The organism is Stutzerimonas stutzeri (genome assembly GCF_002890915.1).
GTDB lineage: Bacteria > Pseudomonadota > Gammaproteobacteria > Pseudomonadales > Pseudomonadaceae > Stutzerimonas > Stutzerimonas stutzeri_AF.
On record NZ_POUT01000020.1, the window covers coordinates 34,585 to 51,628 of the forward strand.

At 62.9% G+C, this 17,044-nt stretch carries 15 protein-coding genes; 13 read left to right on the forward strand and 2 right to left on the reverse strand.

All coding sequences use genetic code 11. From position 1 onward, the window contains the following. Positions 1-1,076 precede the first annotated feature (1,076 nt). On the forward strand, positions 1,077-1,223 hold the full coding sequence (locus CXK94_RS22505; protein WP_160312630.1) for a hypothetical protein: 147 nt from the start codon (positions 1,077-1,079) through the stop codon (positions 1,221-1,223). A gap of 552 nt (positions 1,224-1,775) precedes the next feature. Here CXK94_RS22505 and CXK94_RS21370 read toward each other — a convergent pair. After that, positions 1,776-2,888 (reverse strand): CapA family protein, encoded by a 1,113-nt coding sequence (locus CXK94_RS21370; protein ID WP_102895796.1) that lies wholly within the window; start codon positions 2,886-2,888, stop codon positions 1,776-1,778. A 168-nt stretch (positions 2,889-3,056) separates the two neighbouring features. Continuing rightward, a complete protein-coding gene (gene pncA, locus CXK94_RS21375) occupies positions 3,057-3,674 on the reverse strand; it encodes a bifunctional nicotinamidase/pyrazinamidase (protein ID WP_102895797.1) in 618 nt (205 codons plus the stop codon). Positions 3,675-3,840: 166 nt separating this feature from the next. On the opposite strand from pncA, the gene CXK94_RS21380 reads away from it, so the two are divergent. From CXK94_RS21380 to CXK94_RS21435, 12 genes are all read left to right on the forward strand, one after another. Continuing rightward, positions 3,841-4,677 (forward strand): IclR family transcriptional regulator, encoded by an 837-nt coding sequence (locus tag CXK94_RS21380; protein WP_102895798.1) that lies wholly within the window; start codon positions 3,841-3,843, stop codon positions 4,675-4,677. A gap of 184 nt (positions 4,678-4,861) precedes the next feature. After that, positions 4,862-5,815 carry an AraC family transcriptional regulator gene (locus CXK94_RS21385; protein ID WP_102895799.1) on the forward strand — a complete coding sequence of 318 codons (954 nt, stop codon included), beginning with the start codon at positions 4,862-4,864 and terminating at the stop codon, positions 5,813-5,815. A 219-nt stretch (positions 5,816-6,034) separates the two neighbouring features. Next, entirely contained in the window at positions 6,035-7,396 is a 1,362-nt protein-coding gene (benA, locus tag CXK94_RS21390) for a benzoate 1,2-dioxygenase large subunit (protein ID WP_102895806.1), read from the forward strand. After that, positions 7,397-7,885 carry a benzoate 1,2-dioxygenase small subunit gene (gene benB, locus CXK94_RS21395; RefSeq protein WP_037039160.1) on the forward strand — a complete coding sequence of 163 codons (489 nt, stop codon included), beginning with the start codon at positions 7,397-7,399 and terminating at the stop codon, positions 7,883-7,885. Between the two features lie 10 nt (positions 7,886-7,895). Beyond that, positions 7,896-8,906: a benzoate 1,2-dioxygenase electron transfer component BenC gene (benC, locus tag CXK94_RS21400; RefSeq protein WP_102895800.1), complete on the forward strand. Its 1,011-nt coding sequence runs from the start codon at positions 7,896-7,898 to the stop codon at positions 8,904-8,906. A gap of 181 nt (positions 8,907-9,087) precedes the next feature. After that, entirely contained in the window at positions 9,088-9,867 is a 780-nt protein-coding gene (locus tag CXK94_RS21405; protein ID WP_102895801.1) for a 1,6-dihydroxycyclohexa-2,4-diene-1-carboxylate dehydrogenase, read from the forward strand. Between the two features lie 115 nt (positions 9,868-9,982). Continuing rightward, positions 9,983-11,326 (forward strand): MFS transporter, encoded by a 1,344-nt coding sequence (locus CXK94_RS21410; protein WP_102895802.1) that lies wholly within the window; start codon positions 9,983-9,985, stop codon positions 11,324-11,326. 30 nt (positions 11,327-11,356) lie between these two features. Further along, on the forward strand, positions 11,357-12,478 hold the full coding sequence (locus CXK94_RS21415) for a muconate cycloisomerase family protein (RefSeq protein WP_102895803.1): 1,122 nt from the start codon (positions 11,357-11,359) through the stop codon (positions 12,476-12,478). Between the two features lie 14 nt (positions 12,479-12,492). Next, a complete protein-coding gene (catC, locus tag CXK94_RS21420; protein ID WP_037039149.1) occupies positions 12,493-12,783 on the forward strand; it encodes a muconolactone Delta-isomerase in 291 nt (96 codons plus the stop codon). A 64-nt stretch (positions 12,784-12,847) separates the two neighbouring features. Beyond that, entirely contained in the window at positions 12,848-13,786 is a 939-nt protein-coding gene (gene catA, locus CXK94_RS21425) for a catechol 1,2-dioxygenase (RefSeq protein ID WP_102895804.1), read from the forward strand. A gap of 104 nt (positions 13,787-13,890) precedes the next feature. Next, the gene (locus CXK94_RS21430) at positions 13,891-15,117 is read left to right on the forward strand and encodes a benzoate/H(+) symporter BenE family transporter (protein ID WP_102895805.1); all 1,227 of its coding nucleotides are present in this window, start codon (positions 13,891-13,893) and stop codon (positions 15,115-15,117) included. A gap of 99 nt (positions 15,118-15,216) precedes the next feature. Then, positions 15,217-16,488: an OprD family porin gene (locus tag CXK94_RS21435; RefSeq protein WP_177325802.1), complete on the forward strand. Its 1,272-nt coding sequence runs from the start codon at positions 15,217-15,219 to the stop codon at positions 16,486-16,488. The last annotated feature ends 556 nt before the right edge of the window (positions 16,489-17,044 follow it).

Genomic DNA, 17,044 nt, shown 5'->3' on the forward strand with positions numbered 1-17,044 from the left:
GAGGAGGGGGAGATAAAGCAGTGCTAGCTTTGTCAGTGGCTAAACGCAAGTTGATTTTGAATTATCGCTTGTTGCTTAGCCGCTTTTGAAGGATTCTTTCTTTGAGGTTGATATGTTTGTTTTTTTCTAGCGCTTTGCGATCGAGGTGTTTAGTGATTGGTATTCCAATGGCGGCGATAAGCAGTAGGAGCGTTGGTGCGCCGATAACTACATAAAGTAACGTCATTATTGTCTCTTTTAGTTAGAGGCTGTTGAGCGTTAGCTGCTCAGTGGGTCCGTGCGCGTTACCCGCTAGCGAGTAACGCGGCGCTAATTTTGAGAGTTGCCCATGTGTCCTGAAGGCTTAATTTCCATTAAGCGCGACAGTATCTTGATATGTGTCTGATGTGCGGGTTCACAGGGTGCCTTCTAGCGATAGCTGCGATAAAGCAAGGTGTTGCATTGGTTGCACTTATGCAGTCGTCGCGCATCATTTCTCTCTTCCCAACCAAGTTGGCGAATGCTACGTGATCCGCAGTGATTGCAGGCGAGGCCTAACTTTCTTCCTCCATGCATGGTTTTGCTCATATAGAGCTCTACATCAGGATACCGCAGCCATTTCTGGTGGGACTGTTTTGCGTAGATGCTTTCTTGCTTCCAGAGCCAATAAATGAGCGCGGGAAGCGCCAAAATCAATCCAGTGACTAGAATCATTATTTCCCCTTACCCCGCTTGTCGGGTGAATTGTGTTAGTGACATGGCTAGTATCCATGACTTCCGAGAAGTGCAAGAGCAGTGGCTAGAGTCCAAGTGCATTGTTCGCTAGGTGTCAGATGCCTTGCATCTGCGCGTTGTTGCTTGGCGCTCATCTTGGGGGCATTTCACGAGACTCGAGCGTTGGCACAAACTCTCGTTTGCGCTATTTATGCACGTGCTCCCTGCTCCGGTCGCATCGGGCAAGGAGGAGCCGGAGAGGGGGCCTCGTATCAAATTAACAAGCCGAATGGCTCATAAATCAGGTCGGGCCGTACACCAGCTGTAGCGGCGCTACAATTGAGTACAGCACCAGCGCCTCCGTCCTAGGTAGGAGAGTCCAAATGAAAGATTTTTTCCGTGAGTTTAAGGCTGCAGCTATACAGGCCCCGGTCATCTTTTTCGCTCCGTTGCTTGGTGCAATCCAGGGCACGAAGAAGGAGTGGGCCAGTCAATGCGAGCAGATGACAGTTCGCTCTACTAAAAAGTAGGGAGTACGACGAGATATTTGGCTGCTGGTTTGGGGCAAATTTGGAGCAAAACCCCAGCCTCTTTACACCGCTACTGACCGTCTAGGCAGAATGCAGTGCTGGAAAAACGCGGCCCTGGCCGGTCTCGATGTACATCTGTAAGGGTTCGAATCCCTCATTCACCACCAGCCCAAAATGCTAAAGCTCTGAAGCTGCTCGTCCTCTGGGGGCACGCTGGTTGCCATTGCCATCGGAAGGTGGTTTTGACGATACGTTGCTTAAAAACTGCTAAAGCAAGTTTTTTTGATTTTGTAATTTTTTGATAAATAAAGAAAAATTACAACTGTCAGTCCGATCCATCATCGGCGCGACGGAAAAGCGTCGGGACGGCGGCGTGGGGCGCGTGAGTGCTGGGGTGGCGGCTTCTTGGGGCATCGAATCGTGTCTGTTGCAGCGGGCTGGCCGGCTCCGCCGGCACCATCGCTTGGCATGGTGCGGGCGTGTCGGCATTTCGAGGGCGCGTAGTCTAGCAAGAAAGCCTCTGCCCGAACCGCCGGTTGCCGAAAGACGGTATCAGTGATACGTGGCCGGCCAGGTCAGCGTGAAGCTGTCGTAGGGGGTCGGCTCCAGGCTGCAGCCGAAGCGTGCCGAGTCCCGGCTGAGTACCTGGCGCAGCCAGTCGCGCTCGGTGGCGTCGGGCTGGGTCAGGCGCAGCCGGGCGCGCTTGATCGGCAGCAGTTCCAGGGCGGCCAGCCGGCCGTCGGCATTCAGGCTGGCGAAGTAGAGCAGGCCCAGGTCGCCACGATAGTCGTCATGCCCGTCGATGCCCTCGTAGTCGTTCAGCAGGTCGCCGCAGCCGTAGGCGATCAGCCGCTCGCGGTAGACTTCCAGCGCCTTGACGTGATGCGACGAGTGGCCGTGGATGAGGTCGACGCCGGCTTCGTCGATCAGGTCGCGGGCAAAGCGGGTCTGCTCCTCGTGCAGTCCGAAATCCCAGTTGCTGCCCCAATGCAACGAAACCACCACCAGATCCCCGGGGCGCTTGCGCGAGCGAATGCGTTGGGCGACGCGGCGCAGGGTATGCGTGGACAGGTCGGGCAGCCAGGCGACCCCCGGTTCGTGGGCATCGGCTGCCCAGTCCGGCGGCACGCCGCTGTCGCGCGTGGCGTAGGCGAACACCAGCAGGTTGCGACCGTTGGGCAGGGGCAGGACCGCGGGCGTTTCGGCCGCGCTGTCGTTCGGGCCGGCGCCGGCGTGGCGGATGTGGTGGCTGTCGAGGGTTTCCAGCGTATCGCTGAGACCGTCTTCGCCCCAGTCGAGCACGTGGTTGTTGGCCAGTGAGCAGCAATCGATTTCGGCCACCTCGAGGATGCCCATGTTGCCCGGGTTCATCCGGTAGTGCAGGCCATGCGGGCGGGGTTCGCCACGGCTGGTCAGCGAGGTTTCGAGATTCGTCAGGCGCACGTGCGGCCGTCGCGAGCTGAGTGCGTCCAGGGCGATGCCCCAGGGATAGGCATAGTCGACGGTGCTGGGAATCCTGCCGCTCTTTTCTTCGGCCAGGCGCACATAATCGCCGGCATGCTGCACATAGGGCTCGTATATGTGAGGGTCGCCCCGCCGTGGCAGGATCTGGTCGATACCGCGTCCGCACATCAGGTCACCGGCGAAAAAGAGCTTCGTGAGCATGGCGAACTCCTTCGAACAATCGGGATCGGCCCACCTTCGTAGCACGAGCCCGGTTTGCCCCAACGGCCGGTGGACCCGCTAACCATCACGAGGCTAACCATAGTAGAAGAGCGGTCGGGGCTCATGACCATTGATCCGTTAAGCCGCGGCCGGCGACTGGCGGGCCGCTCAGCGAAGCTCGACGCCGGCGGCGGCCATCTGCGTCAGTGCCGTGGCCACCGAGCCCTGCACGTCGAGGCCGCGACAGGCATCCTTTAGCACTGTCACCGCGAAGCCTTCGCGGCGTGCATCGAGCGCGGAGTAGAGCACGCAGTAATCCAGTGCCAGGCCACAGAGGAAAAGCCGCTCGAAGCCACGCTCGCGCAGGTAGCCGCTCAGCCCGGTGGGCGTGGCCCGGTCGTTCTCGTAGAACGCCGAGTAGGAGTCGATCGATGCGCGATAGCCCTTGCGCAGCAGCAGTTCGGCGTGCGTTGCCCGCAGCTGTGGATGCAGCTCCGCGCCGACGCTGCCCTGGACGCAGTGGTCCGGCCACAGCGTCTGCAGGCCGTAGGGGGCCTCGATCTGCTCGAACGGGCTGCGCCCGGCATGGCTGCTGGCGAAGCTGTGGTGGTTGGCGGGATGCCAGTCCTGGGTGAGCACGACGTGGGCGAAGCGTTCGCACAGCCGGTTGATCGGCTCTATCACGGCCTCGCCGTGGGGAACCGCCAGGGCGCCGCCGCTGCAGAAGTCGTTCTGCACGTCGATGATCAGCAGCAGGTCGCGCTCGTTCGCATCGGGCAGGTACATGGGCATCTCCGCTCGCCTGGATTGGCCACCAAGGAATGTACCGAGCATACACCTTGTAAAACCCGCATCGAGCCCGGCCCGCCCGGTTGGGATATGCTCAGTGCGTTACGATTATCGAGCACTGCGTTCGATAATCGCCTGAGCTGTCTTCGCACGGGAATGAGCCATGGACGAGAAGCGTACCCCCATACTGGCCCCGCCACCGGCCGTGCCGTCGCCGGCCCGACGCATCGAGCAGTTCGCCGGCGATCCCAATTTCATGTCGTCGCTGGCGCGAGGGCTGGCGGTGGTCAACGCCTTCCAGGAACGCAAGCGCCACCTGACCATCGCCCAGATCAGCCACCGCACCGAGATACCGCGCGCGGCGGTGCGGCGCTGCCTGTACACCCTGATGCAGTTGGGCTACGTCACCACCGACGGGCGGACCTATTCGCTGCTGCCCAAGGTCCTGACGCTGGGCCATGCCTACCTGTCCTCGACGCCGCTGGCGGTATCGGCGCAGCCGTTTCTCGACCGCATCAGCGAGCAGCTGCACGAGGCCTGCAACCTGGCCACGCTGGAAGGCGAGCAGGTGCTCTACCTGGCGCGCTCGGCGGTGCCGCAACGGCTGATTTCGGTAGACCTGAGCGTCGGCAGCCGGCTGCCGGCCTATTGCACCTCGATGGGGCGAATCCTGCTGGCGGCCAGAAGCGACGAGGAGTTGCGCGACTACCTGGCCCATGCCGACCTGCAGATGAAGACCAGCCGCACGCTGTACACCCCCGAGGCGCTGCTCGAATGCCTGCAGCAGGTGCGGGCGCAGGGCTGGTGCATCGTCGACCAGGAGCTGGAGCAGGGCCTGCGCTCGATCGCGGTCCCGGTCTACGACTCCACCGGCCACGTGCTGGCCGCGATGAACGTCAGCACCCATGCCGGGCGCGTCTCGGCAAGCGAGCTGGAAAAACGCTTCCTGCCGATTCTCCAGGCGGCCAGCGCCGACCTGAGCAGCCAGTTGTTTCGGTAAAAAGCGTTCGGTCACCGAACGGCCCGGGTGTCGGCCCTTGGTCGAATCTCCTATGCTTCGGACAGCCGATATCACTGGTCGTGAGTCGATTCGCTTGCGCACCGCTTGCCTGTGCGTAACGAGGACGGTGCCGGGCGAAGTCGCAGCGTCGGCGCAACTATAAAAATTATGCGAGTGCCTTGTGATGGATAGTCTGCTGAAAGCCAAGAGCAGGATTTTCGAGCGTGCCGACCCGCATGCCGTTTCGGAATACGTCAACCAGCATGTGGGCTCGCACTGCATTCGCCTGCCGCGCACGGGCAGCCCGCAGGCCAGCCTCAGCCACCGCACGTTCGGCAAGCTCGACCTCTGCCGGATCAGCTACGGCGGCAGCGTCCATGTTTCCTCGCCGGCGCTGGAGACCATCTACCACCTGCAACTGCTGCAGCGCGGGCATTGCCTGTGGAAGGGCAATGGCCAGGAACACTACTTCACCCCTGGCGAGCTGTTGTTGATCAATCCGGACGATCCGGTCGACCTGACCTATTCCGACGATTGCGAAAAGCTCATCGTCAAGTTGCCGGCCTCGGTTCTGCAGACCGCCTGCAGCGAGAACCACTGGCAGGCGCCGAGCAGCGGAGTCCGCTTCACCAACAATCGCTACAACCTGCAGCAACTGGAGGGCTTCGACAGCCTGCTCGGGTTGATCTGCCAGGAAGCCGAGGCCGAGCAGAGCGTGCCACAGATCCAGGAGCAGTACAGCCGTATCATCGCCGGCAAGCTGCTGTTCATGCTCGCCAACAACGTGCGCCGCGAGCCGCTGGGCGACAGCTGCCCGTCGTTCGGGCGCATCAGCGACTACATCGACGAGCATCTGAAAAAGGACATTTCCGTGGAGCAACTGGCCGAGCTGGCCAACATGAGCCTGCGCTCGCTGTACATGCTGTTCGAGCGCAAGGTCGGCACCACGCCCAAGTCCTATATCCGCCAGCGCAAGCTGGAGCAGATCCACGGCCGCCTGAGCGACCCCTCGGCCAAGGTCCGCAACATCACCGAGATCGCCATGGACTATGGCTTCCTGCACCTGGGGCGGTTCTCGGAAAGCTACAAGAGCACCTTCGGCGAGCTGCCCTCCGACACGCTGCGCCGCCACCATTGAGTCCCCCTCGAGCCGCTGTCCGTAACGGATGGCGGTTCCTTTTTTCTTCGTCATCCCTCCGCCGCCCGGTTCCGCACGGCGGGCCTTGCCCTGTTCATCGTGCGACGTCACGCCACATTGCAAAAAGCGGATAGATATCCTGCAGAAAACGGATATTGATGCCGTTCCCCGCGCCGTAGCCTTCATCTCGTGGAAACAATAACAATGGAGGCCCCGGCCATGTCCCTGGGAATCGATTACCTTGATTCGCTGCTCGAAGAAGACCAAGAGAAGGGCATCTTTCGCTGCCGGCGCGAGATGTTCACCGATCCACGCTTGTTCGAACTGGAGATGAAGCACATCTTCGAAGGCAACTGGATCTATCTCGCCCACGAAAGCCAGATTCCCGAGAAGAACGACTACTACACCACCCAGATGGGCCGGCAGCCGATCTTCATCGCGCGCAACAAGGACGGCGAGCTCAACGCCTTCATCAATGCCTGCAGTCATCGCGGCGCGATGCTGTGCCGCTTCAAGAGTGGCAACAAGGCCACCTACACCTGCCCATTCCATGGCTGGACCTTCAACAATTCCGGCAAGCTGCTCAAGGTCAAGGACCCCAAGGAAGCCGGCTACCCGGACAGCTTCGATTGCGACGGCTCGCACGACCTGAAGAAGATCGCGCGCTTCGCGTCCTACCGCGGCTTCCTGTTCGGCAGCCTGCGCGAGGATGTCGCTCCGTTGGAAGACTTCCTCGGCGAATCGAAGAAGATCATCGACATGGTGGTCGACCAGTCGCCGGAAGGCATCGAGGTCCTGCGCGGCGCTTCCACCTACGTCTACGAAGGCAACTGGAAGCTGCAGGCCGAGAACGGCGCCGACGGCTACCACGTCACCGCCGTGCACTGGAACTACGCCGCCACCCAGCAGCAGCGCAAGCTCAAGGAGGCCGGTGACGACATCCGCGCCATGAGCGCCGGCGGCTGGGGCAAGAAGGGCGGCGGTTTCTACTCCTTCGAGAACGGCCATCTGCTGCTCTGGACCCGCTGGGACAATCCCGAGGATCGTCCGTTGTACGCCCGTCGCGAGGAAATGATCGCCGAGTTCGGCCAGGCCCGCGCCGACTGGATGATCGAGAACTCGCGCAACCTCTGCCTCTACCCGAACCTGTACCTGATGGACCAGTTCGGCTCGCAACTGCGCATCGCCAAGCCGCTCTCGGTGGACAAGACCGAAGTCACCATCTATTGCATCGCGCCCAAGGGCGAGAGTGCCGAGGCCCGTGCGCGGCGCATCCGCCAGTACGAGGATTTCTTCAACGTCAGTGGCATGGCCACTCCCGACGACCTGGAAGAGTTCCGCGCCTGCCAGCAGGGCTTCGCCGGCCAGGCGATGGAATGGAACGATATGTCCCGCGGCGCCAGGCACTGGATCGACGGTGCCGACGCCGGCGCCCGGGAAATCGATCTGCAGCCGCTGATGAGCGGCGCGCGTACCGAGGACGAAGGGTTGTTCGTCCTGCAGCACCACTACTGGCAGCAGCAAATGCTCAGGGCGGTGAAAGCCGAGAACGAACGACTGATCCACGTGGAGGGCGCGTGAATGACCATCTCCTACGAAGCCGCGCGTGACTTCCTTTATCGCGAAGCGCGCTACCTCGACGACAAGGACTGGGACGCCTGGCTGGAACTCTACGCCCCCGATGCCAGCTTCTGGATGCCGGCCTGGGACGACCGCGACCAGCTGACCGAGGACCCGCAGAGCCAGATCTCGCTGATCTGGTACGGCAACCGCAGCGGCCTGGAGGACCGAGTCTTCCGCATCCGCACCGAGCGTTCCAGCGCGACCATCCCGGACACCCGGACCTCGCACAACATCAGCAACCTGGAGCTGCTCGAGCAGGCCGATGGCCTCTGCCGGCTGCGCTTCAACTGGCACACCCTGAGCTTCCGCTACAAGACCGTCGACCACTTCTATGGCACCAGCTTCTACACCCTCGATGTGCGTGGCGAGAACCCGCTGATCAAGGCCAAGAAGGTCGTGCTGAAGAACGACTACATCCGCCAGATGATCGACGTGTACCACCTGTGAGGGCGCTGCCATGACCTACAAGATCGCACTGAACTTCGAAGACGGCGTGACCCGCTTCATCGAGAGCAACATCGGCGAAACCGTGGCCGATGCCGCCTACCGCCAGGGCATCAACGTCCCACTGGACTGCCGCGACGGCGCCTGCGGTGCCTGCAAGTGCTTCGCCGAAGCCGGCCGCTACGACCTCGGCGACGACTATATAGAAGATGCGCTCAGCGAGGACGAGGCCGGGCAGGGCTACGTGCTGACCTGCCAGATGCGCGCCGAGAGCGATTGCGTGATCCGCGTGCCAGCCTCCTCGCAGGTATGCAAGACCGAGCAGGTGTGCTTCGAAGCGGCCATCAGCGACGTGCGCCGGCTGTCCGAAAGCACCATCGCACTGTCGCTCAAGGGCGATGCGCTGAGCCAGCTGGCGTTCCTGCCGGGACAGTACGTCAACCTGCGCGTGCCCGGCAGCGACCAGACCCGCGCCTACTCGTTCAGTTCGCTGCCCAAGGATGGCGAAGTCAGCTTCCTGATCCGCAACGTACCGGGCGGCCTGATGAGCAGCTTCCTCACCAACCTGGCCAAGGCCGGCGACAACCTGACGCTGGCCGGGCCTCTGGGCAGCTTCTACCTGCGCGACATCAAGCGGCCGCTGCTGCTGCTCGCCGGCGGTACGGGGCTCGCGCCGTTCACCGCCATGCTGGAGAAGATTGCCGAGCAGGGCAGCGAATATCCGCTGCACCTGATCTACGGCGTGACCCACGACCACGACCTGGTGGAACTGGACAGGCTGGAAGCCTTCGCCGCGCGCATTCCCAACTTCAGCTACAGCGCCTGTGTCGCCAGCCCGGACAGCGCCTATCCACACAAGGGCTACGTCACCCAGCACATCGAGCCCGGACACCTCAACGACGGCGAAGTGGACATCTACCTCTGCGGTCCGCCGCCGATGGTCGAGGCGGTCAGCCAGTTCATCCGCCAGCAGGGCCTGCAACCGGCGAACTTCTACTACGAGAAATTCGCCGCCAGCGCCTGAGCACAAGCCGTGCACGGCCCTGTAGGAGCGGGCTCGCCCGCGAAAAGGGCGCGGTCATCGACAGTAAAAGCCTCGCCCCCGAGGGTGGGCCTCCCACAAAAACAGGCGGTGCACACCGAACCGGTGGGAGGCGCGTCCTCGCGGCGAACGGGTAGCGCAAATCAGGTAAGAGGTTGGGAAGATGAACGAGCGTTTCCATAACAAAGTCGCCGTGATCACCGGCGCCGCCCAGGGCATCGGCCGCCGCGTGGCCGAGCGTTTCGTCGAAGAGGGCGGCCGGCTGGTGGCGGTGGACCGCTCCGAACTGGTCCACGAGCTGGCCGACCAGCTGTGCGGGCAGGGCGGCGAGGTGCTGACATTGACTGCCGACCTCGAACGGTTCGCCGACTGCCATCGGGTGATGGACGCCGCCAAGGCGCGCTTCGGCCGCCTCGACATTCTGGTCAACAACGTCGGCGGCACCATCTGGGCCAAGCCATTCGAGCATTACCGGGAGCACGAGATCGAGGCCGAGGTGCGCCGCTCGCTGTTCCCCACGCTGTGGTGCTGCCATGCCGCCTTGCCGCACATGCTGGAACAGGGCGCTGGCGCCATCGTCAACGTGTCCTCGATCGCCACCCGCAGCCTCAACCGCGTGCCCTACGGCGCGGCCAAGGGCGGCGTCAACGCGCTGACCGCCTGCCTCGCGTTCGAGAACGCCCAGCGCGGCATCCGCGTCAACGCCACCGCCCCGGGCGGCACCGAGGCGCCGCCGCGGCGCATCCCGCGCAACGGCGCCGAGCAGAGCGCGCAGGAGAAGGCCTGGTACCAGCAGATCGTCGACCAGACCGTCGAATCCAGCCTGATGAAACGCTACGGCAGCCTCGACGAGCAGGTCGGCGCGATCCTTTTCCTCGCCTCCGACGAAGCCTCCTATATCACCGGCGTGACCCTGCCGGTGGGCGGGGGCGACCTGGGGTGACGTTTCACCTGTAGGAGCCGGCTTGCCGGCGATCAGCCGTTCCCCGGCTCCTGCGCAAACATCGTCAGCCGCTTCGACGCGTGTTCACAACAACAATAAAAGAGAGAGCCTTGCCATGCGCAAAGTAGACGTCCACGACATCATCGATAACGCCCGCTTCAGCGGGTTCCACTGGCTGGTCATGTGCCTGTGCGCGCTGTTGCTGATCTTCGACGGCTATGACCTGTTCATCTATGGCGTGGTCCTGCCGGTGATCATGAAGGAGTGGGGCCTGACCCCGCTGGAGGCCGGTGCGCTCGGCAGCTACGCGTTGTTCGGCATGATGTTTGGCGCGCTGGTGTTCGGCACCCTGGCCGACCGCATCGGCCGCAAGAAGGGCATCGCCATCTGCTTCCTGCTGTTCAGCGGGGCCACGGTGCTCAATGGCTTTGCCAGCACGCCGGCCGAATTCGGCATCTTCCGTTTCCTCGCCGGCCTCGGCTGCGGCGGGCTGATGCCCAACGTGGTGGCGCTGATGAACGAGTACGCGCCGAAGAAGCTGCGCAGCACGCTGGTGGCGGTCATGTTCAGCGGCTATTCGCTGGGCGGCATGTGCTCCGCCGGGCTGGGCATCTACATGCTGCCGCGCTTCGGCTGGGAGGCGATGTTCTTCGCCGCTGCCGTGCCGCTGCTGCTGTTGCCGCTGATTCTCTGGAAACTGCCGGAGTCGGTGGGTTTCCTGGTGCGCCAGGGCCGCATCGAACAGGCGCGCGCGCTGCTTAATCAGGTCGACCCGGGCCAGCAGCTGGGCCGCAACGACGAGCCGGTGCTGGTCGAGGCGAAGGGCAAGAGCTCCTCGGTGCTGGAGCTGTTCCGCCATGGTCGTGGTGTGCGCACGCTGTCGCTCTGGGTGGCGTTCTTCTGCTGCCTGCTGATGGTCTACGCGTTGGGCTCCTGGCTGCCGAAACTGATGGCCAACGCCGGCTACAGCCTGGGCTCGAGCTTGTCGTTCCTGCTGGCGCTGAACTTCGGCGGGATGGCCGGGGCGATTCTCGGCGGCTGGCTGGGCGACCGCTTCAACCTGGCCAAGGTGGTCGTGGCGTTCTTCGCAGTATCGGTGGCATCCATCAGCCTGCTGGGTTTCAAGTCACCGATGCCGGTGCTCTACACGCTGATCTTCATCGCCGGCGCTACCGTCATCGGTACGCAGATCCTGCTCTACGCCGCCGCCGCACAGTTCTATGGCCTGTCGATCCGCTCTACCGGACTCGGCTGGGCGTCGGGTATCGGCCGCAACGGCGCCATCGTCGGCCCGCTGCTGGGTGGGGCGTTGCTGGGCATCGAACTGCCGCTGCAAGCGAACTTCATGGCATTCGCCATACCGGGCGCCATCGCCGCCCTGGCCATGGCTATCTTCGCCGTCTCCAGCAAACGCAGCGACATCGGCGCGCCGGCGGTGCTGTCGGCAGCCAAAGTCTGATCACCGAAGAATCTGACACCAGGAACCGCTATGAACCACACCCTGATCGAGCGCATCGAGGCAGTCATCGTCGACCTGCCGACCATCCGGCCGCACAAGCTGGCGATGCACACCATGCAGCAGCAGACACTGGTGGTCATCCGCGTGCGCTGTGCCGACGGCATCGAGGGCATCGGCGAAGCCACCACCATCGGTGGCCTGGCCTACGGCAACGAGAGCCCGGAAAGCATCAAGCGCAACATCGACAGCCACCTGGCGCCGCTGTGGGTCGGCCAGGATGCGGCCAATATCAATGCCGCCATGCTGCGCCTGGACAAGGCAGCCAAGGGCAACACCTTCGCCAAGTCCGGGTTGGAAAGCGCCTTGCTCGACGCCCAGGGCAAGCGCCTCGGGTTGCCGGTCAGCGAACTGCTCGGCGGCCGCGTGCGCGACAGCCTGGAAGTCGCCTGGACCCTGGCCAGCGGCGATACCGCGCGGGATATCGAGGAAGCCGAGCACATGCTCGATAGCCGTCGCCACCGCATCTTCAAGCTGAAGATCGGCGCCAACCCGGTGAACGATGATCTCCGGCACGTGATCGCCATCAAGCGGGCACTGGGCGAGCGTGCCAGCGTGCGTGTCGACGTCAACCAGTACTGGGACGAGTCCCAGGCCATCCGTGCCTGCCAGGTCCTCGGCGACAACGGCATCGACCTGATCGAGCAGCCGATCTCGCGGATCAACCGTGCCGGCCAGGTGCGCCTGAACCAGCGCAGCCCGGCGCCAATCATGGCCGACGAGTCCATCGAGAGTGTCGAGGACGCCTTCAGCCTGGCGGCCGCCGGCGCGGCGAGCGTGTTCGCCCTGAAGATCGCCAAGAACGGCGGGCCGCGTGCCGTGCTGCGCACCGCGCAGATCGCCGAGGCGGCGGGCATCGCGCTGTATGGCGGGACCATGCTGGAAGGTTCGATCGGCACCCTGGCATCGGCGCATGCCTTCGTCACCCTGAACCGGCTGACCTGGGCCACCGAGCTGTTCGGCCCGCTGCTGCTGACCGAGGAAATCGTCAGCGAAGCGCCGCTCTACCGCGATTTCCAGTTGGAAGTGCCGCCTACCCCCGGCCTCGGCCTGACCCTGGATGAAGAGCGCCTGGCGTTCTTCAGCCGTAAATAAGAGGAGAACCCGACATGCTCTTCCACGTGAAGATGACCGTGAAACTGCCGCCGGACATGGACCTGGCCAGCGCTGCCCGGCTCAAGGCCGACGAGAAGGAACTGGCCCAGCGCCTGATGCGCGATGGCACTTGGCGCCACCTTTGGCGAATCGCCGGACAGTACGCCAACTACAGCCTGTTCGACGTCGCCAGCGTGCAGGAACTGCACGACACCCTGACGCAGCTGCCGCTGTTCCCCTACATGGAGATCGAGGTGCAAGCGCTCTGTCGCCATCCCTCGTCGATCCGCGAAGACGACACCTGATTCTGGGGCCGTGGCGCCCCGCTAGCCAATCCCATAACGACAAGTACAAGACGAGGCCTGAGCCATGACTGTGAAAATCTCCCACACCGATGCCATTCAGGGTTTCTTCAAGGAAGCCGCCGGCTACGCCAACGACAACGGTAGCAGCCGCATGAAGACGGTGATCAAGCGCATCCTGTGCGATACCGCGAAGATCATCGAGGATCTGGAGATCACCCAGGACGAATTCTGGAAGGCGGTGGACTACCTCAACCGCCTCGGCGGTCGCAACGAGGCGGGGTTGCTGGTGGCCGGCCTGGGCCTGGAGCACTACCTCGATCTGCTGCAGGACGCCAAGGACGAGGAGGCCGGCCTCGTCGGCGGCACGCCACGAACCATCGAAGGCCCGCTGTACGTGGCCGGCGCGCCGATCGCCCAGGGCGTGACCCGTATGGATGACGGCAGCGAAGATGATGTCGCCACCCCGATGTTCCTGCAGGGACAGGTCACCGACACGGACGGCAAGCCGGTCGCCGGTGCCACGGTGGACCTCTGGCACGCCAATACCCAAGGCAACTATTCGTACTTCGACAAGAGCCAGTCGGACTACAACCTGCGTCGGCGCATCGTCACCGACGAAAATGGCCACTACCGCGCGCGCAGCATCGTGCCGTCCGGCTACGGCTGCTCGCCGGATGGCCCGACCCAGGAGGTCCTGGATCTGCTGGGCCGGCATGGGCAGCGCCCCGCCCATATCCACTTCTTCATCTCCGCGCCGGGCCATCGTCACCTGACCACCCAGATCAACCTGTCCGGCGACCAGTACCTGTGGGACGACTTCGCCTATGCAACGCGCGATGGATTGGTCGGTGACATTCGCTTCATCGAGGATGCCGAGGCCGGCCGTGAGCGCGGCGTGCAGGGGCGTTTCGCCGAAGTGGATTTCGATTTCCAGCTACAGCGGGCGCCGGCACCGGAAGCCGAGCAGCGCAGCAAGCGTCCGCGCGCGCTGCAGGGCGCCTGAAGATCGCCGGTCGGTGGTGCATGCCGTGCCACCGTCGCCCGATACCTACAACAATAGCGGTCCGGACACCGTCACGGATCGCCTGGCCTGTCTTGCGAGGCGACATGAAAGCATTGCTGAAGGACTTCTCGCTCTCCGCCGTGGTCGCCGGTTTTATCGCGACCGTGATCTCCTATGCCGGCCCGCTGGTGATCATTTTCCAGGCCGCCAAGGCCGGGAACATGCCACATGACGTGCTTTCGTCATGGATCTGGACGATCTCCATCGGCAGCGGCGTACTCGGCATCCTGCTCAGCCTGCGCTACAAGGTGCCGATCGTCATCGCCTGGTCGGCACCCGGCTCGGCGCTGCTGGTGACCCTGCTGCCCGAGATCACGCTCAACGAGGCGGTCGGCGCCTATATCGTCAGCAGTCTGGTGGTGCTGCTGGTCGGTCTGTCCGGCGCGTTCGACCGGATCATCAACCGGCTGCCGGCCGCCATCGCCGCCGGCATGCTCGCCGGAATCCTGTTCCGCTTCGGCACCGGGCTGTTCGTCTCGGTCAGGGAGCAACCGTGGCTGGTGTTGGCGATGTTCGCCACCTATCTCGTGTTCAAGCGGGGCATGCCGCGCTATGCGGTGCTCGCGGTACTGGTCGTCGGTGTGGCGATCGCCATCGCCTCGGGCGAGCTGCGCAGCGATGCGCTGGTGATCGGACTGGCGACACCGGTGTGGATCGCGCCGGAGTTCAGCTGGCAGGTGATGTTCAACATCGCCTTTCCGTTGATCATGGTGGCACTGACCGGGCAGTTCGTACCCGGCATGGCGGTGCTGCGCAACGATGGCTACGGTACGCCGGCCAGCCCGCTGATCAGCAGCAGTGCGCTGGGCTCGCTGCTGCTGGCGCCGTTCGGCTGCCACGGGCTGAACCTGGCGGCGATCACCGCAGCGATCTGCACCGGCAGGGAGTCCCATGAAGATCCGGCCAAGCGCTACGTGGCCGGCGTGTCCGGCGGTGTGTTCTACCTGCTGCTGGGCCTCTTCGGCGCGACGCTGGTGTCGATCTTCAGCGCCTTTCCCGCCGCGCTGATCGCCGCGCTGGCCGGCCTGGCCCTGCTGGCGGCCATCGGTGGTGCGCTGAGCAGCGCGATGGCCGTAGCGCAGGATCGCGAGGCCGCGCTGATCACCTTCCTGGTCACCGCGTCGGGGATGTCCTTCCTTGGTCTGTCGGCGGCGTTCTGGGGGCTGATCTTCGGTATCGCCGCGCACCTGCTGCTGGGGCTGCGGCCTACACCGGGGCCTGCGGCAATACCTCGACCAACCTGCGCCGAAGAAGAACAGCCGGCCCGCTGAATCCGTCGGCTTAGCGATTCATTCGACCACTGCTTTTTCACCGGCTCATTCCGGGGGAGCGGTTGCGTGCACCCAAAACAACAACAAGAGACGAGCCACATGATTCAGAAACCAATGTTCACCCGGATCACCCTCACCCTCGGCATCGCTTGCATGCTGTCGGATGCGATTGCCGCCGAGAGCGGCTTCATCGGGGATGCCTCCGCGACGCTGCAGGCGCGCAACTATTACTTCAGCCGCGATTTCTCGGACATCGTCGGCCCCAACCAGCAATCCAAATCCGAAGAGTGGGCGCAGGGGTTCGTCCTCAAGGTGAACTCCGGCTATACCCAGGGGCCGATCGGGTTCGGAGTCGATGCCATCGGCATGCTCGGCATCAAGCTCGACAGTGGCGGTGGCCGGGTCAATACCGGCCTGCTGCCGACCGGCAGTGATGGCAAGGCGCAGGATGACTACAGCCGGCTGGGTGCCGCGCTCAAGGTGCGGCTGTCGCAAACCGAACTGAGGATCGGCGAGCTGACGCCGAACCTACCAGTGCTCGCCTTCAGCGATATTCGCCTGTTGCCGCCGACCTACCAGGGGGCCAGCATCGTCTCCAACGAAGTCGCCGGACTGACGCTGCAAGCCGGCCAGTTGCGCTCCGGAAGCCTGCTGAACGAGGCCGGCGACGGCGAGATGTTTGCCAAGCTCGGTCATACGCCGCAACTCGGCGCCGGCTTGAGCAGCGACCGCTTCAACTATGGTGGTGCGGACTACACCTTCAACGACAAGCGCACCTCTGTGGGTATCTGGTATGCGCAGCTGGAGGATATCTACGACCAGCGCTTCTACAGCTTCAAGCACAGCCAGCCAATGGGCGACTGGGTGCTGGGTGCCAATATCGGTTTCTACGATTCGCAGGAGGATGGTGACCGGCTGCTTGGCGCTATCGACAACCGGGCGGCGTTCACACAGCTCTCGGCCAAACGTGGCGGCCATACCTTCATGATCGGCTATCAGGCCATGTTCGGCGACGACGCGTTCCCGCGGGTCTTCAATAACATCGCACCGCTGGGCAACGAAGTGCCGACCTATGAGTTCGCCGGTGCCGACGAACGTTCCTGGCAGCTGCGTCATGACTACGATTTCGCCGCATTGGGCATTCCCGGGTTGGTGACCACGGTGCGTTACATCAAGGGCGACAATGTCGATAGCGGCCTGGGCTTCGAAGGCAAGGAGTGGGAGCGCGATCTGGACATCGGCTATACCGTGCAGAGCGGTCCGCTGAAGAACGTCGGTATTCGCGTGCGCAACGTGGCGGCTCGCTCGAACTATCGCAGCGACATCGATGAGAATCGTCTGATTCTGAGCTATACGCTCAGGTTGTTCTGACAGACTGCCTGTAGAACGGAAGGTGCGCATTGCCCGGACTATTTCCGCTCCGTTGGAAATAAATGGTTGACGGGGGAAATCAGGTCCCTATAATGCGCACCACTTCCGGCGCAGTCCTCAAGAAAAACCTCTTGTAAATCAAAAGGTTAGCGAAATAATGAGGTTGCACTGGCGGCGAATTCGAGTAGAATGCGCCGGGCTGGCAGGGGCGGTGGTTGAGTCCTGTCGGTGCTTCGGTCGGGTCGATCGAAAGCGGTTGAAAGAGGTGGTTGACAGCGAGTTTGAACGCTGTATGATTCGCCTCCCGCTGACGAGAGATGCAAGTTGATCGAAGGCGGCAAGCGGTTGAGTAGAAAAGAAATTTTCGAAAAACAGCTTGACAGCGAGAAAGGCTGCTGTAGAATGCGCGGCCTCGGTTGAGACGAAAGACTTGATCGAAACGCTCTTTAACAACTGAATCAAGCAATTCGTGTGGGTGCTTGTGAATGTAAGACTGGTAGTCGCAAGATTATCAGCATCACAAAGCAACACTCGTGAATTCGAGAGTTACTCTTTC